This is a genomic window from Akkermansia biwaensis (genome assembly GCF_026072915.1).
GTDB classification, from domain to species: Bacteria; Verrucomicrobiota; Verrucomicrobiia; order Verrucomicrobiales; family Akkermansiaceae; genus Akkermansia; species Akkermansia biwaensis.
Genome location: NZ_AP025943.1, coordinates 281,700 through 303,129, shown reverse-complemented (window position 1 = coordinate 303,129; position 21,430 = coordinate 281,700). Strand labels below are relative to the sequence as shown.

The window sequence follows — 21,430 nt, the reverse complement described above, 5'->3', positions numbered from 1 at the left end:
CATGAACAATACGCAGAAATCACCGTTGCAGGAAGCCGTGGAACAGGCCCATGCCAAGGGGCGCCGCGCCGTCATTCCATTCATCACCGCCGGTTTTCCGGACATGGATTCCTTCTGGATCCATCTGGAGCGCATTGACGGAGCCGGGGCGGACATCATCGAGATAGGCGTTCCATTCTCCGATCCGGTGGCGGACGGTCCCGTCATTGAAGACGCCTCCCGGGACGCGCTGGCCCGCGGTGTCAGCCTGAAATGGATATTGGACGGCCTGAAAGCCCGCAAGGGGCAGTTCTCCGCCAAGCTGGTATTGATGGGTTACGTGAACCCCTTTTATCAATACGGCCTGGACCGGCTCTCCCGGGATGCGGTGGAAGCGGGCGTCCACGGCTTCGTCGTGCCGGACATGCCGCTGGAAGAATCCGGCATGTTCAGGAAAGCTTTTGCCCCTTATGGCTTGACGCTCGTAACGCTGGTGGCTCCCAACACCTCCGTGGAACGCATGAAGGAGTACAAGCCCTGTACGGAAGGATTCGTTTACGTGGTGTCCGTCCTCGGCACTACGGGAGGGAAGGCGGATCTGGAGCAGAGCGTGGCGGAGACCATGCGCCGCGCCCGTTCCGTATTTGACGTTCCGCTGGCGCTGGGCTTCGGCCTCCAGACGCCGGACCAGCTGGAGGCCCTGCCGGAAGACGCCCGTCCGGATGCCGCCGTGCTGGGAAGCGCCCTGCTCAAGCACATTGCTGCAGGGGGAGATGCGGGAGAATTCCTGAAAAAATGGACGGAGAATGGGGATAAGCCTTCCTGATCCATTTTCAGTATATAAAGGGGCCGTTCCACCATGCAAGGGTGGGGCGGCCCCTTTTTGCTTCCGAAAGACGGAAGGGATACCTGAACCCGCGTTCGATCTTTTAAAAAACGGCTGATCCGGACTTTTTCAGAATGGCCGGTTGTATGGGGTGGGGAGTGATTTGTTCCAGAAAATCATTCCCGGATATTGACGGAGCTTCCGAGTAGTGCATGAGTGTTGATGGATTGGCATTCCCTTTCATTTTTAATCATCCTTCCAAATACTGCGGCACGCAGCGTTTTTTATTTACCTGTTTTTCCTGAAATTCATAAAAAATAGGAATATTCTCATGCTGTTTCCAGAGTTGTCTTTTCTACCTGCTTTTTCGGAAGCTGGAATGCCGTTATTCCCTGTAAAAACATGGATTGGGAGATAAAGAAACTTTCTTTAGGTTCAGAAAGAATTGATTAATAATGACTTATTGTACTTATTACTTTTTGGGTTTGCAGAACGGATTAGCAATCCGTCGTATTTCTTTCATCTTTTGCCGCAGAAGGAAACTAATCATATTTAATAGTTTATGAGATGTATTAAAGATTTCTTGCCATTAAAACCGGAGAAAAACACCTTCGACTGTTTTTTCTTTTTTATAGAAAACTCTTGTGATTGATACTTTTCCTTTGACGACGGATTGCTAATCCTGTATGGTCACCATGATCATATTTGCCTTACCAAGTTAAGAGGAAGTTTCTTCCTGTTTAAATAAAACATTAACTGTCAAAAGATACATGAAATTACACCTGCCGTTGAATTTGTTAGCCGCCCTGATGACCACCTTTTCCGGAGTAACACTTGGAACCGCCACTTTTGTAGGATTTTCCGGTATTTTGGCAACTATGTCGCTCTCCCATGCGGCGGATGTTACTTTCAATGGAACGCAGGTGAATGTGGCGGCAGGGGGGACTTCCACCTATGACGTCGGCACGGTTACGGCTTCCACCACCTTGAATTTTGCCGGCGCCGGCACAGCCACGATCACGAACCTGAATGGGGACGCCCCGGAAGCCGTGTTAACGGTAAACCGTGTCGCCAACGGAGGCGTTAACCTTTCCACCCTGAACCTGAATGGTCCAGGTACCTTTAATGGAGTTATTTCCCTCTTCTCCAACACAACGGCGGGAACGCAGAACAACTTCCTGAATCTCAACCATGCGCTTGCGGCCCAGTATGCCACGATCAGGTTGGGCGGTCATGGTTATGCCACCGGCGCCTCCGTGCTGAAAGCGGGCGTGAATACCTCCATCAGCAAGCTGGAGCATAACAATACCGCCGCCCTGATTACCGGGGAGGGGACCACGCTGACCATTACCGGGGACTCTTCCTCCTACGGCGGCAGCTTTGGTGGTACCGTGACGGTTGATTACACGGGTGGGGGCACGTTCACCCTGGGCAATTCCGACAAGACCGTGGCCCTGACTCCCGCCGCCTCCGCGGATGCCACCCTTAAAATCAGCAGCGGCACACTTTCCCTGTTTTCCGGCAATGTCAACTGGTCCCAAAAGCTGGTCATGGGGGACGGCACGACGCTGACCGTTCAGGATGGCCCGGCCGTCACCGGATACTATAATTATGATGCCGCTTCCATCAATGGGGACGGTTTTACTTTCTCCGGGACAACGACGTTCGGCACCGGAGTAAATCTGACCACCCAGTACGGCAAGAATATCAAATTCACGGGCGTGCTTACGGCAGTCTCCGGTTTTTCCATCAGTGGGGCTGATAGCGAATACACTTATTACACCCTGGCCGGCACGGAAAACCAGATCGGCGGGACGATCGCCATCACGCGCAATTCCACCTCCCTGGGCATCAATGCTTCCGGTTCCCTGGGCACCGCCGCCGTGACTACCTCCTCCGGCAACCAGTACCTTACGTATTATGGCACCGCAGGAGAGGCGGCGGACGTCATTGACAACTCCATCACCGGGGCTGGCAACTTCGTCGCCCAGTCAGGCTGGGTACACCTTTCCGAGAACGTGGCGCTTACGGGAACCTACACCGTCAACTCCGGCGCCGTGCTTTCCAAGGCCGGCGACATTAATGCCGTCCTTGCGGGGGGCAGGCTGGATGCGGGCGCCGGAACCATGAACGTGACTGGGCTGACGGGGAACGGAACTATCTCCGCCTCCGCAGGGACCATGAATTTCCAGAACGCCGTCATGGTGGGGGAAACGATGGGCATTCTCGCCAACGGCACGGGGACGATTACGGGCGATGTCACCGTGGACGGAGGCCGCCTGTACTACACCTCCATGGACAACGTGGGTACCGTACTTCAGAACGTGACGCTGACTTCCGGCCTGATTGATTTCTCCGGTTTCCAGGAATTCCAGGACCTGTTCGGTTCCGAAGCGCTGGTGAACACCTCTTACAACCTGGGCGTGGACCTGGGGACCGGCTTCACGCTGGCGGACATTGACGCCTCCCTGTACACCATCAGCACCGTGGACGGAAAAACGGTCATCACGTTTACGGGCTCCGGCGCGTACGACACCGTCTGGGACTCCGTCTGGGGCCTGGAAAACGCTCCCGCCTCCGCCGCCGGCACGCTGGCGGACCAGCAGACGCTGGCCTTGTACAACATCCGCGCCTCCTCCATGCAGGAAGGGTTCGGCTCCGTGAACGCCGTGACCGGAACGGGCGACCTGACGGGAGTGACTCTGGCAGGCGGTTATTACGATGCCGCGACCAACGCCACGGCCACGGCGATTACCACCGACATCTGGACGGATGTGCTGGGGGGCAACTATAGCCTGATTATTGGCGGCAGTTATGCCAACAACTGGAGCGGTTCCGGAAAATGGGACATCACGGGCGACGTCCATACCCAGATCCAGGGAGATACTTCCGTCAACTGGGTGGTAGGCGGCAATTACAAGGACGGCCAGGCGGCCGGAATCACGGGTGATGTGTACGTGTCCGTCGGCGGCAACGCCGTGATCAAGGGCAGTTTGATAGGCGGGGGCACGGCGGCCCACAACTCGACCAATAACATTGACGGCAGCACATACGTCGTGGTGCGCAGCATGCAGAGCGTCACGGATGAAACCGTCTCGCTTAATTCCGTGGTCAGGGGCTTCATCATAGGCGGCAGCGCTTATGAAACCAATAATACTTCCAGCGCCGCCATCACCGGCAGCACTAATGTGACGATTGACCTGGGGACGGCCTCCGGCAATTTTGTCAAGAGCATCGTGGGCGGTTCCTATTCGGGCGGTTCCGGAACCTATACAATTAACGGAGACTCCAGCGTCAGCATTACCGCCGCCAGCGCCGCCGTCTTCACCGGGGCTATTTACGGAGGCGGCTACGGCACCGCCGGAACTTCCTCCGTCAGGGGCAATTCCAGCCTGACGCTGGATGGCGGCGCCTACACGGGAGCCCTGTATGCTGGCGGCGGCGGAGCAAATTCCACCGTAAGCGGGAACGCCACCCTGACCGTCAAAAAAGCCGAGTTTCGTACGGGGAGCACGCTGGGGGTGACGGAAGGCGGCACGGTGGGAGGCTCCTCCTCCTTGCTGCTGGGCGGTTACGGCAGCACGGCTGACCAGGCCATCTCCTTCTCCAATACGGTCATTACCGGCTTCGACATCGTGACCATGTTCCAGAATTCCTTTTTTACGGGAAGCTTGAACGTGGACAGCGCCAGCACGCTGGCACTGGCTGGAGGAGCCGGAACGGGGATCAACGTGAACGGCGCCTTCTCCCTTTCCGCGGAAGGGGAACTGAACCTGGATCTCACCGGATTCGGAGCCTTGACAGACGGCATGTCCGTTCTTTCCACCACCAGGTTGACCAACATCTCCTCCATCAAGGCTACCTTTGCAGACGGCGTGGCGGGAACCATTGCCGTTTCCGCCAACGGCAGGGATCTGGTTTATACGGCGGAAACCCTTCTGTTATGGGCGGGCGGGGAAAACGGAGTCTGGAGCGCGGAAAACATTTGGACGAACGGCGGCGCTCCCGCCACGTATGCGGACGGTCTGGCGGTTTCCTTTGCAGACCAGGCCGGAGTGGCCGCCTCCGTGGTGCAACTTGATTCCGAAGTTTCCCCCGGCTCCATGCTGGTCCGTAACTCCACCACCCGTTACGAACTGACGGGAACCGGAGGAATCGCCAATACGGTCATTACCAAGGAAGGCGCCGGGACGCTGGTCCTCGGTTCCGCTTCCATACTCGGCACGGGAACCACCGTCGCCGTGTCGCAGGGCGTTCTGGCGTTCAGTTATGATACGGCCCTGCCTGCCACAGGTATTACCTGGGGGGCCGGTTCCTTCCTGGGAGCGGCCAACGGCGCGACGGTTACGGTGGATTTGGGCGCCGTGACCAACCCGGTGTTCTCTCTCTCACCGGACGCCAATTCTTTCATTACCCTGGCAACTCCGTCAGACATCGTTTTCGGCAATGCCATCACCGGAGCCGGGACCGTCCGGAAAACCGGTACGGGGCTCCTGAAACTGACGGGGTCCAATTCCGGCCACATTCTGGTGCAGGAAGGCAACCTTCAGGTGGGGGATAATACAGCTTCCATCAACTGGGGATCAGCCGGTTCCTCCGTCACGCTCCATGACGGGACAATGCTGAACATCAGCGGCAGAAGCAATTCCCACCATGTGATCGGCTCCGACCTGGTGTTGGGAACTTCCGCTTCGGATTCCGTCTCCCTGAGATGGAATGACGCTTCCCAGGCAAACGCCACCAATTATCAATACAATTTTACCGGAAACGTTACCGTCAACGGGAATGTGACAGTTACCGGCATAGCGAGCTGGGCCAAGGAAATGGGCTTCACCGGAACGCTCACCGGCGCCGGCAGTCTCACTTACAGCCGCGGAGCGGGCGACAACAAGTACAATTCCAACGGCAAGCTCATCATCGGCGGCGACGCCTCCGGATTTACCGGCATGATCACCATGAACGCCTCCAACGGGTACAGCACGGGGCTTGACATGCGCACCTCCATGGCGCAGGGCGGGGTGACCCTTACGTCCGGCACGGACACCACGGGATTCGCCTTCATGCGCGTGCTGGGGGATATTGAAATCGCCTCCCTGGACGGCACGGCCAACTCCCAGGTGGGCGCCGTGGGCGGCGCACGCACGCTGACGGTGGGTTCCGGCACGTACAACGGAACGATCACGGACCAGGGCGTTGCCATTGCCTACGGAGCCACCACCATCTCCTATGACACAACCGGAGTCCTGTCCCTGACCAAGGTCAGCGATGAAACGCTGACGCTGGGCGGTACGGTCAGTTATACCGGGCTCACGGACATCCGCGGAGGAGCGCTGGCCCTGACTTCCACCGGAGCCACCGCTCTGGGGAATATCACGATGGCCGCCAACACCCGCATGACTACCGCCGGCGCGCTGAATCTGGCGAACAGCTCCACCCTGACGATGGACATCAGTTCCTCCATGGGGGTGGGCGGAGCCTTCGGCGCCGGAACCTTCACCCTCACCCTGAACGGCCTTGAAGGGATTACGGAAGCCGGGGAATACACGCTCATCTCCGCGGCAAGCGGGCTTGATGCCGGAAGCGCCATCTTCAACTGGGCCGGATACACCGGAGACGAAACGCTGATTTACGAACTGGTCCAGACGGGCACCACCCTCAAGCTGGTGGTGACTTCCGCCGGGGACGTGTGGATCTGGCAGGGAACGGAAGGCATGACCTGGAGCGACACGAACACGGGCGCCCAGTGGGGCATTGACGGCTCTGCGGATACGGCCGCCGGGCAGAACCTGGTCTTCAACAGCTCCGGTGCCGGTACCGTTACCTTGTCCGGGGCGGTGAATCCGGCCTCCATCACGGTGAACAACGCCGCGGGCAGCGACTATGTCTTCGCCTCGGACGGCACCGGGAAAATTGCCCAGGGCACGCTGACCAAGCGCGGCGAAGGCAAGCTGACCCTGAATCTGGACAACACGGGCTGGGCGGGAGCCATCTCCATCCAGCAGGGCGAACTGGTGGCCCAGGTCGCCAATTCCCTGGGTTCCGGAGCCGTCACCGTTACGGGCGGCACGCTCACGCTGGCAACGGCGGACGTCCAGCCGGGCATGGGCATGATCAACCTGCAGGGCGGCAGCCTCAATCTGGCTTCCGGCGCCTTTGCCACGGCATTCACCGCGGATAACATGACGTGGACGGACGGCTCCCTCATCCTGGGTGAAAACGTGACGGCTACCGCCGCCAAGGCCCTGGCCAACGGAAAAACCGTGGAGCTGGCCTCCGGCTCCGTGCTGACGGTCAGCGGCGCCAATGACAACACGGCGCTCAACCTGAACGCCTCCGGGACCGGTACCATTTCCGTGGGGCTGGGAACCAACTACGGAGCCAATGTCCTGAACATGAGCACGGAATTCCAGGGAACCCTGTCCGTGACAGCCGGGTACTTCCAGTTGAACAACGTGACCATGGGAACGGACGGCACCGTGAACCTGGCGGACTCCAATGTCCGTACGGAGTGGAACGGGACGGCCGGGGGAACCTTTGCCAATGACATTGTCTTTACGGGCAACCAGATTTTTGCCACCAAGGACTTCACCCTCAGCGGCGATTTGAGCGGCACGGCGTTCTCCACCCAGGGCGCGGGCAACATCACCCTGACGGGCAGCGTCAACCTGGACGGCCAGCTCAAGGTGCACCGCGGCACGGTCACGGTGAACTCCGCCAATGTGACCAAGCTGGGGGACAGCATAGACATCCAGAACAACTCCACGCTGGCCTTTGCCCGTGACTTCTCCTATGGCGGCGTCATCAGCGGCACGGCCGGCGGCACGGTATCCGTGAACGCCGGAACGCTGGAACTCATGGGAGCGAACACCTTCCTGGGCACCCTCTCCATTGCAGGCGGCGCTACGGCGCGGCTGGGTGACGGAAGCTCCTGGGCGGGAGCCCTCTCCGGAGCCGGTGCCCTGGTCATTGACACCACCGGGAATATAACGCTGGCGGCTGGCAATACCGGATTTACCGGGTCCACCACCCTTTCCGGAACGGGCACCGTCACTCTGGCGGGGGCTGACTCCCTGGGGTCCGGGCGGGTCACCATCAACAACGGCGTTCTGGACCTGGCCTCCCAGAATGCAGCCAACGTCATCCTGATCACGAAGGGCAGCCTGGCAAACGCGGGCGCCAAAACCGCCGGAAACGTGGAAGTGGCGGCCTCCGCCGGAACGCAGGGCGCCTTGAACACCATCAATCTGGGCGGCTTGTCCGGCAGCCTCGTCAGTTCCATCGTCATGGAGGACTTCTCCCGGCTTACCGGAGTTTCCGGTCCTCTGGACATGACGGGCAAAACGGTAACGCTCAAGCTGGACAGCGGCAGCCTGACCGCGGGCGGAGCAACCGGGCAGGGCGTCATTGACGCGGACAGCCTGACGCTCTCCGCCGCCACCACGACCATCAACCTCAGCAACCAGGGCGTTCTGGACCTGCTTTCCGCCAACCGGGATTCCGCGGACGGCGTGGGACTGGTGCTGACCACGGGAACGCTGACGGTGGACAATTACAAGCAGATCAGCTTCTCCCCGCTGCTGGCCTCCCTGGGTTATGCGGTGACGGAAGTCCTGGGTGCGGACGGAACGCTGATGGTCAGCGGCAATACGGACCTAGTCTACCTGGTGGATACCACCCCCAATTCCGACAACCCCAACATCACCGACTACGCCGCCCTAGACCCCTACAAGGCCGTGGGCATCAACGGAACCACGCTTAATATAAGCCTGGACGGAGCCCCGGACGCCTCCCGGAACGGAGACGGCCTGAAAGTCAGCAACCTGATCGGCAGCAACGGCGCCCTGGTGGTGACGAATACGGCGGCGGATGCGGCGGCCAACCATGCCGTGGTGGACCTGATCCAGAACGTGGACGCCGGCAGCAACAGCTACGGCGGCACCATCAGCGGCGACCATGTGGACTTCATCAAGAAAGGTGCTGAAACCCTTACGGTGGAAGGCAGCTTCACGGGGAATGACTCCAAGCTGAGCTCCACGGAAGGGAACATTGTCCTGAACGGCACGGGCAACAGCCTCACCACGCTGGAACTCGCGGGCGGAGACATTACGCTGGGCGGCAGGAATGACGGCGCTTCCCGCGTGACGACGGTGGAAAACCTGGCCTCCGGCACGGGCGGCGGCACCCTGGATCTGGGTAAAGGCGCCCAGCTCGTGGTCACCGGACAGCAGGCCGGCAGCCATGTGACGGACGTGACCATCTCCGGGGACGGCACGCTGACCCTGGGCGGGGACGGAACGGACTCCTCCCTGACGCTGGGCAACGGCTCCTCCCTGGACGGCGTTCTGCTGGACATCCGGGAAGGTTCCGCGCTGTCCACCGCGGCCGGCTCCGTGAACACGGTTTCCGGCCTGACGGGCGGAGGCGCCCTGAAGCTGAGCGGTGCGGAAATGACGGTGGACTCCTCCACCTCCCATACCTTTACCGGTACGCTGGACGGGGCTTCCGGAACGCTCAACTTCAAATCCGGAAACGGCAGCGTACAAACCATCAAGGGCGCGGGCAACGCCGGCTACAACCTGAACGTGACCGACGGCGGCGCGCTGACCCTGGCCGGAGCGCCGACGGAAGGCGGCAATCCGGCGCAGGCGGCTTACAAGGGCATCACGGTGAACGGCGGCACGCTCAACATCGGCAGCGCGTCTGATCCCAAGACCCAGCTCACGCTGGGCACGGACGGCCTGAGCGTAACGGGGAACAGCACGGTGACCATCACCACCTCCTCCACAACGGTGGAAGGGCTGGGCAACCCGTTCGTCACGTCCAGCGGGAACATCACGCTGGGTGACGGAACGGGAGAAGTCACGCTGGTCATGAGCAACCTGGACACCCTGGTCACCGGGAATACGGAAACGCTGAACATGGAACTGTTCAAGACGACGGACGGTGCGCTGGTCTCTCTGGGAGACAACGTCACCCTTCAGGACATGATCCTCAGCTCCCTGTATGAGAACCTGCACCTGGCTACCAATGACAGCATGACGGCCATCATCCTCACCGGGACGGCGCGCACGGAAAACATCTTCCGTGATTCCTCCCTCACGCGGAATGCGTCCACCGGGGCTGACCTGCTCTGGAACTCCCGCTACCACATGGAGGAGGGAACCACCCTGCGCGACCTGTACACCTCCGTGCTGGTCTCCCAGAACAGCGGGGATTACTCCGGAGCGGCACGCAAGCTGGCCGCCGCCGCGGGCAGTACGGTCACCAGCCTGGGCATTGCCCAGCGGGACTCCCTGCGTGACCAGATGGGCTGGATACGCAACCGCGTGGCGCAGATGGGCGTGAATCCCGCGTACATTAATGAAGACATGCCGTACTTCCACATGTGGATGCAGGGCACCGGGTCTTACGCCAAGCTGGACGCCAAGGGGGACGAAAGCGGCTACAAGCTCTCTACCTGGGGCGGAACGGTGGGCATGGACGTGGATATCAACGACCACCTCACCGCGGGCGCGGCGTTCACGGCCAACTACGGAAGCCTGACCGCGAATGCGGCGGATACGGCGGACGGAGACCTGGACAGCTACTACGTCAACCTGTTCGCCCGCTACCAGTCCCGCAAGTGGTCCCACCTGCTGATTCTGACGGGCGGCTGGAATGACGCCAAACTCACGCGCACGGTGGACTACGGCACGGGCTCCTACCAGGCCCACGGCAGCACGACCGGGTCCGGCTTCGGCGCCATGTATGAACTGGCGTACGACATCGCCCTCAATGAAGACAAGAGCGTGATTCTCCAGCCCCTGTTCAACGCCTCCATCGTGACGACGCGCATGGACGGTTACAGTGAAAGCGGTTCCGCCGGAAACGCCGGTCTGAGGGTGGAAGAGCAGAAGCTGACTACGGCGGCTGTTGCGGTGGGCGCCAGGCTCTCCGGCCTCCTTGGCTCCAACCTCTTCGGGCGGGAAGCGCTGGGAGAAGTACGGGCGAATGTCTCCCAGGACATGGGCGACCGCCGCGGGCAGGCCAATGTGGGCTTCCTGGCGGACCCCTCCTACACGCGCCCGGTATACGGTGCCAAGGCGGGGGCTACGGCCTTCCAGGTTGGCGTGGGCCTGAGCATCCCGGTGGGCACGCAGAGCGTCATCTTTGCGGACGGGAATGCGGACATCCGCAGCGGCTCCAGCTCTATCAACGGAAGCATTGGCTACCGCTACAACTTCTAGGACGGTATTCAGAAAAGAAGAATCGGCAGAATTCTCCCATGGCTGGAAGGGCCGTCCCGGATCAACCGGGGCGGCCCTGACTATATCAGCGTATATCAAAGGGCAGGCTGTGCAGGCCTGCCTGGAGCAAGGGAAATCCCTATTTCCTCCATTCCCATTCGATGGGGGTTTCCAGATCCGGATGCAGCGCCCGGCGGACCGGACAGGTCATGGCGGCTTTTTCCAGCATGGAGCGCAGCGGATGGCTGCCGTCCAGGGGCATGACGGCTTTCAGTTCAATTTTTTCAATGCCTTTTTCAGATTCCACGGCATGGGCCAGGATGCGCATCCCCCTCAAGTCGACTTCTTTTCTGGCCGCAATTACGGAAAGCAGACTCATCATGCAGGAAGAGAGCGTAGCCCCCAGCAGCATGCCGGGAGTGGGGTACTTTTCCCTGCCTCCGTAACTGGCGGACAGGTCGGTAAACGTTTTTTCCTCAGAGCGGGCGTAGGTGGTTTCACAGCGGAATTGCCCCACGTTTTCCGTGCGGGAAGTATATTTATCATCAGTCATAATGGTATGACAGGAAATGCCGGGTGCGGACTCATCCGCAGTTTGTCAGTTTTGTCCCTGAATTATTAGGGAAGAAAACAGGGAAGGGGAGAAAATGCGGCCTGTTCCGGCGATTACGGTATCTCTCTGAGTCATGCTTCATGTTCCGGACGGCCATAGCTCCGTGCCGGAAGAATTGCGGACGGGAAGGGCGGCAGCCCTGCCGCACCCGGCGGGCGAGGTTGTAAAAGAACAGGGAAAACGCCGGTTTACCGCGGTTTATGTCTCCAGAGCCTGGGACTTGGTAGCGGAAGGTTCCCGCTTTTCGAGGCCCGGAATTGTTGCAGAGCGGAGGCCGGAGCGCAATATCGCTGAAAATCCGTAAGGCAGCGGAATCGGCATTGCCGGACTGCGACGTGCCGGGCCTTATCCCAGAATGCGGCGGATCGGTTCCGCGTAAAGTTCCGGTTCCAGCAGGAAGGAGTCATGCCCCTTGGTGGAAATGATGGTATGGAATTCCGCGGGAATGCCGGCTTTTTCCATTTGGTCCGCAAAGTCCTGCTGTTCCGCCGGACGGAAACAGCAGTCCGTATTAATGGAAAAGATGAGGGCGGGAATTGTTTCCCGGCGGAATCCTTCCAGCGCGGCGGAAAACGTACCTTCCGGCGCATGGTCGCGGATGTCGAATTCCGCCCACATGTCCGCAATGCGTAGGTAGGAGTTGGCGTCAAAGCGTTCCGCGAATTTGGTGCCCTGGTGCAGCATGTAGCTTTGCGTGCTGCGGGTGGGCCTCAGCCACGCAAGCATGCCGGACTGGCCGCCCACTTCCTTTCTGGCGCGCTGTTCCAGCCCTTCCTGGTAAACGAAGGATTTGTGGCCGATGATGCGGGCGAAGGCCAGCCCTTTTTTGGGGAAAGGGCCCTGGTAATAGTCTCCGTCCCGGAAATCCGGGTCCAGTTCAATGGCCAGGATTTGTTCAAACAGGGAGAGGCGGTGTTCGATGGAGGCCCTGTAGCCGGAACCGATGGAAATAAAGCTTTTGACGCGTTCCGGGAACTGGCAGGCAAGGCTCAGGGCAATCAGGCCGCCCACGGACGGACCGACCAGATGCACGCGTTCAATCCCCAGGCTGTCGAGCAGCAGCGCCTGCAAGCGGGCCTGGTCCGCCACTTCCACATGCGGGAAGCGGGAGCCGTAGGGCAGGCCGTCCGCGGGGCTGGGGCTGGCGGGGCCGGTCGTGCCGTAGCAGCCCCCCAGATAGTTGGCGCAGATGATGCAGAAGCGGTCCGTGTCCAGAGGTTTTCCGGGGCCGATGATGCTGTTCCACCAGCCTTCATGGTTTTCCGGTTTCCAGAGGGCGCCGATGCCCGGCACGTCCGGGTTATAGCCGTAGGCGTGCTGGCTGCCGGAAAGGGCATGGAACAGCAGGATGACGTTGTCCTTTTCCGGCGACGGGGTTCCGTACTGCTCATAGGCGATGCGCACTTTCTCCACCACGGCGCCGTTCCTCAGGGGGAAGGAGCCGGGAAGGTCCAGGAATCTGGTTTGGACGTAGGGAAGCTGCATGGGCATGTAGGAAGGAGTTCGGTCACCAAAAAAAGACCGGCACCCGGCGGGCGGCGGTCTTTTTTAAATCTGTGTTGGGCCAGGGTTTACTTGACGCCCTTCTTGGAAAGACGCGTACCTGCCGTGGCGCCCTGGCGGGCCTTGAATTTGGGATTGCTCTTGCAAATCACATACAGCGTGCCCTTGCGCTTCACGATTTGGCAGTCTGCGTGGCGGCGCTTCATAGAGGCTAAGGAAGAAAGAACTTTCATGGTGTATAACTCCGGTTTGGTGTTCGGTTCGGGAGACGGAATATACCGTTTGGTTAATAATTGTAAAGTCATTTCTTTACCGAAAGTGAAATCATGGCTCTGCGGCAGCCATTTTTACGGCAAATCTGAAGCAGGGGCCGTTTTACAGGCGGCCGTCATCGCCAGGCAATTCTCCAGTTACGGGATATTTCCTCCAGCTCCTTGTCACGGCTTTTCTCCGGAAACGGGCCCAGGCTTTTTTGTGGAAGGCTCCTCCGCAGCCGCGGCCCTCTTGGCACAGCCGATGGAATAAAGTATCAGAATGGGAAACAGCACCACCACAGGCAGCATGTACCTGATTTCATAGGTCGTAGCCGCAGCGCTGATCACCAGAGGAACTGAGCAAAACGGTACAAAGGGAATCAGGCAAGATTTTCTCTTCTGTATTCCATACACCAGGAAACCGAGAACGCAGCCGTAAAACAGCCAAAGTTGCGGCATTTTCCGGGTATTGGATGATGCGGGCAGATTCCATACCATCTGGCTGTTCAGGAGAAGAATCCTTGCCGCCTGCGCGGGATTGTCCGCCGCTACGGAAAAGAACAGTTTTCTGACTGCGTCCCCCCCCCTGTCGGACAAAGTCCAGGCAAACCCGTATTTCCTGCCGGTTTCCCAGGTTTCAAACAGGCCCGTATGAAGATACTTTTCCCCATGTCCGGCTGATACGGCAGGATGCATGGAATCCTTGTAGAGACCGTACTGTCTCATTATCACCTCCCTGGGCATGATTTCCTGCTCAATCAGCTCCATGTCCTCCGGACTCACCTTTCCTCCTTCCGCCACAATGTCACAAACTACATGGGCCATCTTGGCGTACCTTGTGCCGGAAGCCCCCCTCCCCGCTTTCATCAGGCAGGGCAGGGCGGCAAAGGCAAAGAGCCAGAAAAGAAGGGCTCCCGCAACGGGAATTGCCAGGCGCCGCCTTTCCTGCGGATGCCGGAACATATAAGCCAGAAGAACCCCTGTAGTCAGGAAAAACGGAACATAGCCGTCATAACGCAGGCAGCCTGTTCCGGCCAGGCCTAACCCGATCAGCCACAAGGAAGAAGTACGTTTTTCCAGCATGTAGGTGCACAGGCCGACGGTCAGGGCCATCATGGAAATGGCGTAGGGAACGTCCTTGATAATGGTGGTCGCCATGTCAAACTGAACCATGCACAGGAACACAGCGCCGAGGACAATCAAAACCCGCATTTTCTCTCTCGCACCCCATGAGAAAATCATGAAATAAACCAGCAGAAGCAACGCAAGCTGGACAAGGACAATAGCGTGAAAATGATGCCAGACGCTTAAAATCCCCTTGCACATCAGCGTGTGGGCCAGTGTGTGCATCAAATCGTACTGTCCGGAAAGCACCTGGGGATACTGGCGGTGGAGGAAATCAAAGGAGCACATGGTGCCCCAGTGCCGCCACAGTGCGACCGCAAGGAGAACCGTCACGGTCATGACACCCCATTTCTGCCACGTTTTCCATACGGTTTCGTGCCGGGCCTCATGCCATACAACGCAATTCAGAGCCTGCACGGACAGGCACAGTGCCGCCAGGAAAATTCCGTACTGAACCAGGACGGCCCCCGTACTTTCCCACCGTCCCGCGACCACACCGTCCGGACGGAAAACCAGTTCCATAGGAAAAAGAATGAGGCTGCAAATACTGGCGGCAAGGATTACTTTCTTCCATGAAAGCATCCGTCCGTTTGCACGCCACCGCCACAGAATTAAAAGAGATGCCAGAAATATGAAAAAGAAAAGAAATCCAAACATTATTTTTTTCTCCGTCAATGGTTTGAATACTGTCGTCAATATGCTGATGGAGAAACTAGCGGATTTATAATCCGTGATAAAACAACGCCGCAATGCAAAGATGCCTTTGGCAGGGAACATAAGGATCATAGGAATGACAGGGGAATTTTGAAGCGTCCTGTTATTCCTGTCATCCTTATATATCTTATTATCCCTAATCAACTTTTCTCCAGATTTTTCCGTTGACTTCCGGATTATAAAACCCGGTGAGGATCATAAAATTAAAGGAAATGAGGAGTCTCCTGGATTTTTTTCCTGATAGGAATACTGTTTCATTCCCGTTGCAGGAAGAAGCTTGCCTTTCAGGGGGGGCCACGGCTGTCCATCAGGTCCGTGCTAGGGATGGAAGCACTGAAAGAGGCCTCTTTACATCCCCGGCTGCTTCCGATTTCGCCGGATTGAACGCCGCAGGGACATCCGGAGAATAGGGCGAAGTGCTGTAGTTTCCCGAATCGTTAACCCCTCTCTTCTGTGGCGGTCTGGATAGTGCAGTTTCCGATGATTTGAGGAAGGGGAAAGTCATCCCTGTGGAATTTTTCCGGCAGGCGTTTCGGACACGCATGGCTGTAACGGCAACGCTGCCCTGCGCGAAAATCCAGTCTTCCGGTAGGTTTTTGACGCCGGGCGCGGAAATGAAGACCAGCAATGCGGCACATAAAGGGTTTGTGGACCGGCGCGGATTTGTATAACATTCACTCCGGTTTTCTTATGGCGAGCTCTCTTTCATCCGATTCTCCTCCTTCCTCCCGGAAGGCGTTTGTCCATTATGCGGGGATGAAGGGATTCCTGCTGATGGAGGGACTGTTGAAGCTTGTGGGCATGAAGACGCTGTTTCGCCTGGGGCGCATGGCCGGCGGCGCGGCATGGCATTTGCTGCCGAAGCGCCGGAAGATTGTGGAAAGGAATCTGCGTATCGTCCTGGACCCGGCCTTGCGCGGCAGGGAGCTGAAGAAGCTGGGCAAGGAGAATTTCCGGCGGACGATCGCCAATTTCCTGTGTTCCGCCAAGACGGCCATTCTGACGGATGACCAGTTGAAAAAGTGCGTGAAAATTACGGGGCACGAGGCGTTTGCCCGGCCCGTGCTGGAAGGGCGCGGACAGGTGTGCGCCATTGCCCATTCCGGAAATTGGGAGGCGCTGGCGAGAATATGCGTGTTTTATCCGGAGATTGAGCGTTACGGCTCCATGTACCGCCAGTTTGACAATCCTCTGATGGAGGAATACATGTACAGGCGCCGTACGGAGCGGGGCACGCAGATGTTTTCCAAGGAGGGCGGCATCAAGGCACCCATGAAGATGCTCAAGGAAGGGGGCGCGCTGGGCGTGCTGAGCGACCAGTTCGTCTGGGAAGGGGTGTATGTTCCCTTTTTCGGCAAGGTGACCGGAACGACGCCGCTGCCCGCCCTGCTGCGCAAGCGGGCCGGGGCGGACATGGTGGCGATTGCCGTGCGTACGGACAAGCCGGGCCACTGGATTGCGGATATGGGCAATGTGGTGGATTTTTCCGGTTCCGACGGTTCTCTGGCGGGAGATACCATGGAGGTGAACAGGCATTTGGAAGAGTTGATCGGCAAGTCCGTTCTGGACGTGTTCTGGATGCACCACCGCTGGAAGTCCATTGACCGTTTTGCTCCCAGGGATGAAAAGACGTTCAGGCTTCTGGAGAAGATGGAACTGAAGCCGTACCGCATTTTGGTGGCCGTTCCCAGGGCCCTGGATGAAGCCTTGCTGACCGTTCCATTGATCAGGGCGCTGAAGGGCGCCAGGCCGGACATGCAGGTGAGCGTCATCTGCCCGTCCGACCAGGCGGGCGTTTGGAAAACATTTGAGGAAGTGGCCCATGTCCTGCCGCACGATTCCCTGAAGCAGCTCCGGGAAGCATTAGCCGCGGATGAGTTTTACAATGAAGGCCCTCTGGACCTGGGCGTCATGCTGGACCAGGATATGGAAACTCTCAAGGCTCTGGCACCGTATGGCCCCATGATGTTTTCCGGCCTGGATACTCATCCCGGATGCCGGAAGTACAAGTTCCGGGTAAAGGCTTCCGTTCTGAAAGCGGCTCCTCCCGTTCACCGCGTCCGACCCTATTTGCACCTGGGGGATCTGCATGGTCTGGATATCTGGAACTCTTTCGTGTTTCCCGTGAAAAAGGCGCACGCCGGGGAGGGGGCTCCCGTTCTGATCGCTCCGTTTTCCACGCTGGGGCCAGCCAGCGAATGGGGGGAGGAGCAATGGGAGGAACTGGTACGCTCCCTTCCGGGCAGGCCGGTGCTGGTGGCGCTGGAGGAAGACCGCGCGCGGGCTTCCGCTCTGGCGGAGCGGCTACAGGTGGAGATGAAGGCCGGGGCGCCGGAAGACCTGTTCCCCGTCATGGATGCCGCCGCAGCGGCCATTGCCGTGGACGGTGTTATTCCCTCTCTCTGCTCCTGCTGCGGCCTTCCGACGGTGACTCTCTTTTCCACCAGGCTTCCGGACGTGTGCCGTCCGCTGGGGCAGTTTCATCGCTCCCTGTACAGCCACCAGTGCTGTTCCCCATGCTTCCTGAGGGAATGCGACCGTGGCACTCCCTGCAACCGCAGCATTTCCGTGCAGGAAGCGCTGGATGCCCTGCGGGAGATAAATGCCTTTTCCAGTTAAGGGGGTTTCCTTTTCAGAAATGAAGGTTTATTCATCCCGTTGCCATGGAGATATGCCGCCGATAAATATAAATTCATGATGTCCAGGGAAATTAATGTTAAAAAGTTGAGGAAGAAGACCCATTTAACCCTGGCTCGTCTTGCAGAACTATCCGGCTACGATATAACCTGTCTGGTTCGCCTGGAGCAGGGTGAAAAGGTTCCCTCGCGCGTGAGGGAATCCGTGATTGCCCTTCTTTTGCAAGCGCGCGAGGAAGGAGTGGGGCTGGATGTCAGGATATGGCGTGAGCGTGCTTTAAAAGCTGAAAATAAGGTGGATATCTTGCTGGGAATGATCAAGGGGGGAATGGATGCTTTGGACAGTTCCCGTGACTGAAGAAAATTTTTACAATTCCTCAATGTACTTCATACCTTGAAATTCCTTCCCGGCGGAAAATACTGCGGGCCTGTTCCGTCAGTTCCGCGGAGGGTTCGCGAACGTCCCGGAGCGTATAATCCAGGTCCAGTTCATCCCATTTGAAGCGGCCCATCTGGTGGAAGGGAAGTATGTCCACGCGTTCCACGTTTCCCAGGCGGCGGGCGCAGCGGGCAAGTTGCGCCATGTCTTCCATGTCGTCCGTAAGGCCGGGCACCAGCACGTAGCGGAGCCATACGGGCTTGCGGAGGGCAGCCAGGCGTTCCGCGAATTCCAGGGTGGGGCGCAGTTCTCCGCCCGTCAGGTTCCGGTAGCGTTCCGGATTCCATGCCTTGATGTCCAGCAGGACCAGGTCCGTGTGTTCCAGCAGTTCGCCGTCCGCATTCGCTCCCAGGTGGCCGGATGTGTCCAGGCAGGTGTGCAGGCCCATGGCTTTTCCTCCTTTCAACACGGCTTTAGCAAAGGCCGGCTGGAAGAGCGGGTCCCCGCCGGAGAGGGTAAGGCCGCCTCCGGCCGCTTGCAGGAAGTCCCGGTAGCGTGCAAGTTCCTCCAGAATGTCCGCGGCGCTTCTGGTTTGTCCCCGGCGAACATAGGAGGCGTCCGGGTTATGGCAGTACCGGCAGCGCAGGCTGCATCCGGACAGGAAGAGGACGAAGCGGATGCCGGGCCCGTCCACGGTGCCGCAGGATTCCACGGAATGGACCAGGCCCGTGACGGAGGCGGCAGAGTTTCCGCCGGAGTCCGGTTGATGGAAGGGCGCCTGCGGCATCCGCGGAGATGGGTTAGCGGATGTGGAAGGTGCGGTTGATGACTTCCTGCTGCTGTTCCCGGGTCAGCTTGATGAAGTTGACGGCGTAGCCGGAAACGCGGATGGTGAGCTGCGGATATTTTTCCGGGTGGTCCATGGCGTCCAGCAGGGTTTCCCGCTCCAGGACGTTCACGTTGATGTGGTGGCCGGTGGCGGCAAAGTAGGCGTCCAGCAGGGCGGAGAGCTTGGTGCGGCGTTCCCCTTCTTCCTTGCCCAGGGCCTGGGGCACGATGGAGAAGGTGTAGGAGATGCCGTCCAGGGAGTCGTCATAGGACAGTTTGGCCACGGAAAGCATGGAGGCCACGGCTCCGTTCCTGTCCCGTCCGTGCATGGGGTTGGCTCCGGGCGCGAACGGCTCTCCGGCGCGGCGGCCGTCCGGGGTGTTGCCCGTTTTTTTGCCGTACACCACGTTGGAGGTGATGGTCAGGATGGATTGGGTGGGGAGGGAGTTGCGGTAGGTGTGCAGTTTGCGCAGCTTCTGCATGAAGTTGCTCACCAGGCTGCACGCGATGTCGTCCACGCGCGGGTCGTTGTTTCCGTAGCAGGGGAATTCGCCTTCCGTTTTGAAGTCCACGATCAGGCCTTCTTCATTGCGGATAGCTTTTACGGTGGAGTATTTGATGGCGGAGAGAGAGTCCGCCGCCACGGACAGCCCGGCGATGCCCGTGGCCATCGTGCGCAGGATTTCCGGATCATGCAGCGCCATTTCAATGCGTTCATAGCAGTATTTGTCGTGCATGTAGTGGATGATGTTCAGGGCGTCGATGTAGGTTTTGGCAAGCCAGTCCTGCATGTTGTCGTACAGGGCCATGACCTCATCGTACTTGAGGATTTCCTCCGTGTAGCGCGGGGAGGGCGGGGCCACCTGCCTGCCCTTGAGTTCGTCCACGCCGCCGTTCAGGGCGTACAGCAGGCACTTGGCCAGGTTGGCACGGGCGCCGAAGAATTGCATTTGCTTGCCGATGCGCATGGCGGAGACGCAGCAGGCAATGCCGTAGTCGTCCCCCCAGTGCGGGCGCATCAGGTCGTCGTTTTCGTACTGGACGGAGGACGTTTCTATGGAGACCCTGGCGCAGAAGCTTTTGAAGGCTTCCGGCATATCCCCGGACCACAGGACCGTCAGGTTCGGTTCCGGAGCCGGTCCCAGATTGTAAAGGGTCTGGAGCATGCGGAAGGAGCTGCGGGTGACCAGTGTGCGCCCGTCTTCCCCCATGCCGCCGATGGATTCCGTCACCCAGGTGGGGTCTCCGGAGAACAGGTTGTTGTAGTCGGGCGTGCGGATGAAGCGGACGATGCGCAGCTTCATCACGAACTGGTCCATGATTTCCTGCACTTCCTTTTCCGTGATCCGTCCCTGTTCCAGGTCGCGGGTGAAGTAGATGTCGAAGAAGGTGGAGACGCGGCCCAGGGACATGGCGGCTCCATTTTGTTCTTTCACGGCGGCCAGGTAGCCCAGGTAGGCCCATTGCACGGCTTCGCGGGAATCGGCGGCGGGGCGGGTGAGGTCGCAGCCGTAGGAGGCGCCCAGCTGGGCGAGTTCCTCCAGCGCGCGGATTTGTTCACTCATTTCTTCGCGCAGGCGGATCACGTCGTCCGTGAGGGGCCTGTTTTCATAATTTTTCAGGTCCTTGCGGCGTTCGGCGGCCAGCCTGTCCGTGCCGTACAGGGCCACGCGACGGTAGTCCCCGATGATGCGGCCGCGGCCATAGGCATCCGGCAGCCCGGTGATGATTCCGGCGGAACGGGCCGCTCGGATATCGGAGGTGTAGGCGTCGAAAACGCCTTCATTGTGCGTCTTGCGTATCTTTTTGAAAATATCCGCTGTTTTCTCGCACATCTTGAATCCGTAGGATTCCAGGGCCTGCTGGGCCATGCGCAGGCCGCCGAAGGGCATTAGGGCGCGCTTCAGGGGAGCGTCCGTCTGGAGGCCCACGACCACTTCCAGTTCCTTGTCAATGTAGCCGGGCTTGTGGGATGTGATGGAGGATACCACTTCTTCATCCGCATCCAGCACGCCGCCGTTGTCTATTTCCTGTTTCAGCAGGACTTTCAGCTTATCCCATAAACGAAGCGTGCGTTGGGAGGGGCCGGAAAGAAACTCTTCATTGCCGGAATAGGGCGTGTAATTATGCTGGATGAAATCCCGTACGTCAATGGACTCCGTCCATGCTCCCGGCTTGAATCCCTGCCATTCCTGCGGCAGGGCGGGGGCTTCTTTCAAGTCTTTTATGATGCCGACCATAAACAAAAACCAATATAAAATGATGATGAAGGGAGGAAAGTGTGCCTATTATTTTTTTGTTGGCAAGCCCTTATTTTTAATAACAGGATTTTTGTTTATAATAGAAT

At 58.8% G+C, this 21,430-nt stretch carries 11 protein-coding genes; 5 read left to right on the top strand and 6 right to left on the bottom strand.

The window, feature by feature from the left end:
* Position 1 precedes the first annotated feature (1 nt).
* Together trpA and OQH67_RS01140 are read left to right on the top strand one after the other, a co-directional pair.
* Complete coding sequence (gene trpA / locus OQH67_RS01145; RefSeq protein ID WP_215437415.1) at positions 2 to 805, top strand: tryptophan synthase subunit alpha; 804 nt, start codon at positions 2 to 4, stop codon at positions 803 to 805.
* A gap of 770 nt (positions 806 to 1,575) precedes the next feature.
* A complete protein-coding gene (locus OQH67_RS01140; protein WP_215437417.1) occupies positions 1,576 to 11,031 on the top strand; it encodes a hypothetical protein in 9,456 nt (3,151 codons plus the stop codon).
* A 139-nt stretch (positions 11,032 to 11,170) separates the two neighbouring features.
* On the opposite strand, the gene OQH67_RS01135 is transcribed toward OQH67_RS01140, so the two are convergent.
* From OQH67_RS01135 to OQH67_RS01120, 4 genes are all read right to left on the bottom strand, one after another.
* The gene (locus tag OQH67_RS01135) at positions 11,171 to 11,584 is read right to left on the bottom strand and encodes an OsmC family protein (protein ID WP_067571486.1); all 414 of its coding nucleotides are present in this window, start codon (positions 11,582 to 11,584) and stop codon (positions 11,171 to 11,173) included.
* Between the two features lie 405 nt (positions 11,585 to 11,989).
* Positions 11,990 to 13,129 (bottom strand): homoserine O-acetyltransferase family protein, encoded by a 1,140-nt coding sequence (locus OQH67_RS01130; RefSeq protein ID WP_215437425.1) that lies wholly within the window; start codon positions 13,127 to 13,129, stop codon positions 11,990 to 11,992.
* An 86-nt stretch (positions 13,130 to 13,215) separates the two neighbouring features.
* Positions 13,216 to 13,380: a type B 50S ribosomal protein L36 gene (gene ykgO / locus OQH67_RS01125; protein WP_065529996.1), complete on the bottom strand. Its 165-nt coding sequence runs from the start codon at positions 13,378 to 13,380 to the stop codon at positions 13,216 to 13,218.
* A gap of 204 nt (positions 13,381 to 13,584) precedes the next feature.
* Positions 13,585 to 15,048, bottom strand: coding sequence for a hypothetical protein (locus OQH67_RS01120; protein ID WP_215437428.1), 1,464 nt, complete (start codon positions 15,046 to 15,048; stop codon positions 13,585 to 13,587).
* 10 nt (positions 15,049 to 15,058) lie between these two features.
* Between OQH67_RS01120 and OQH67_RS01115 the strand changes: the two genes are divergently transcribed.
* The 3 genes from OQH67_RS01115 to OQH67_RS01105 all read left to right on the top strand — a co-directional run bounded on the left by OQH67_RS01115 (position 15,059) and on the right by OQH67_RS01105 (position 18,234).
* A complete protein-coding gene (locus tag OQH67_RS01115) occupies positions 15,059 to 15,253 on the top strand; it encodes a hypothetical protein (RefSeq protein ID WP_215458822.1) in 195 nt (64 codons plus the stop codon).
* Between the two features lie 677 nt (positions 15,254 to 15,930).
* The gene (locus tag OQH67_RS01110) at positions 15,931 to 17,859 is read left to right on the top strand and encodes an LpxL/LpxP family acyltransferase (RefSeq protein WP_215434910.1); all 1,929 of its coding nucleotides are present in this window, start codon (positions 15,931 to 15,933) and stop codon (positions 17,857 to 17,859) included.
* A 75-nt stretch (positions 17,860 to 17,934) separates the two neighbouring features.
* Entirely contained in the window at positions 17,935 to 18,234 is a 300-nt protein-coding gene (locus tag OQH67_RS01105) for a hypothetical protein (protein WP_215434911.1), read from the top strand.
* Positions 18,235 to 18,253: 19 nt separating this feature from the next.
* Here OQH67_RS01105 and pflA read toward each other — a convergent pair whose 3' ends face one another.
* Together pflA and pflB are read right to left on the bottom strand one after the other, a co-directional pair.
* On the bottom strand, positions 18,254 to 19,042 hold the full coding sequence (gene pflA / locus OQH67_RS01100; protein ID WP_215434912.1) for a pyruvate formate-lyase-activating protein: 789 nt from the start codon (positions 19,040 to 19,042) through the stop codon (positions 18,254 to 18,256).
* Positions 19,043 to 19,055: 13 nt separating this feature from the next.
* Positions 19,056 to 21,323: a formate C-acetyltransferase gene (gene pflB, locus OQH67_RS01095; protein WP_215434913.1), complete on the bottom strand. Its 2,268-nt coding sequence runs from the start codon at positions 21,321 to 21,323 to the stop codon at positions 19,056 to 19,058.
* Between the last annotated feature and the right edge of the window lie 107 nt (positions 21,324 to 21,430).

Bases quoted from the DNA above. Each gene is read 5' to 3' on its own strand.
- trpA (WP_215437415.1), top strand. From the start codon at position 2: ATGAACAATACGCAGAAATCACCGTTGCAGGAAGCCGTGGAACAGGCC.
- OQH67_RS01140 (WP_215437417.1), top strand. From the start codon at position 1,576: ATGAAATTACACCTGCCGTTGAATTTGTTAGCCGCCCTGATGACCACC.
- OQH67_RS01135 (WP_067571486.1), bottom strand. From the start codon at position 11,584: ATGACTGATGATAAATATACTTCCCGCACGGAAAACGTGGGGCAATTC.
- OQH67_RS01130 (WP_215437425.1), bottom strand. From the start codon at position 13,129: ATGCAGCTTCCCTACGTCCAAACCAGATTCCTGGACCTTCCCGGCTCC.
- ykgO (WP_065529996.1), bottom strand. From the start codon at position 13,380: ATGAAAGTTCTTTCTTCCTTAGCCTCTATGAAGCGCCGCCACGCAGAC.
- OQH67_RS01120 (WP_215437428.1), bottom strand. From the start codon at position 15,048: ATGGAACTGGTTTTCCGTCCGGACGGTGTGGTCGCGGGACGGTGGGAA.
- OQH67_RS01115 (WP_215458822.1), top strand. From the start codon at position 15,059: ATGAGGCTGCAAATACTGGCGGCAAGGATTACTTTCTTCCATGAAAGC.
- OQH67_RS01110 (WP_215434910.1), top strand. From the start codon at position 15,931: ATGGCGAGCTCTCTTTCATCCGATTCTCCTCCTTCCTCCCGGAAGGCG.
- OQH67_RS01105 (WP_215434911.1), top strand. From the start codon at position 17,935: ATGATGTCCAGGGAAATTAATGTTAAAAAGTTGAGGAAGAAGACCCAT.
- pflA (WP_215434912.1), bottom strand. From the start codon at position 19,042: ATGCCGCAGGCGCCCTTCCATCAACCGGACTCCGGCGGAAACTCTGCC.
- pflB (WP_215434913.1), bottom strand. From the start codon at position 21,323: ATGGTCGGCATCATAAAAGACTTGAAAGAAGCCCCCGCCCTGCCGCAG.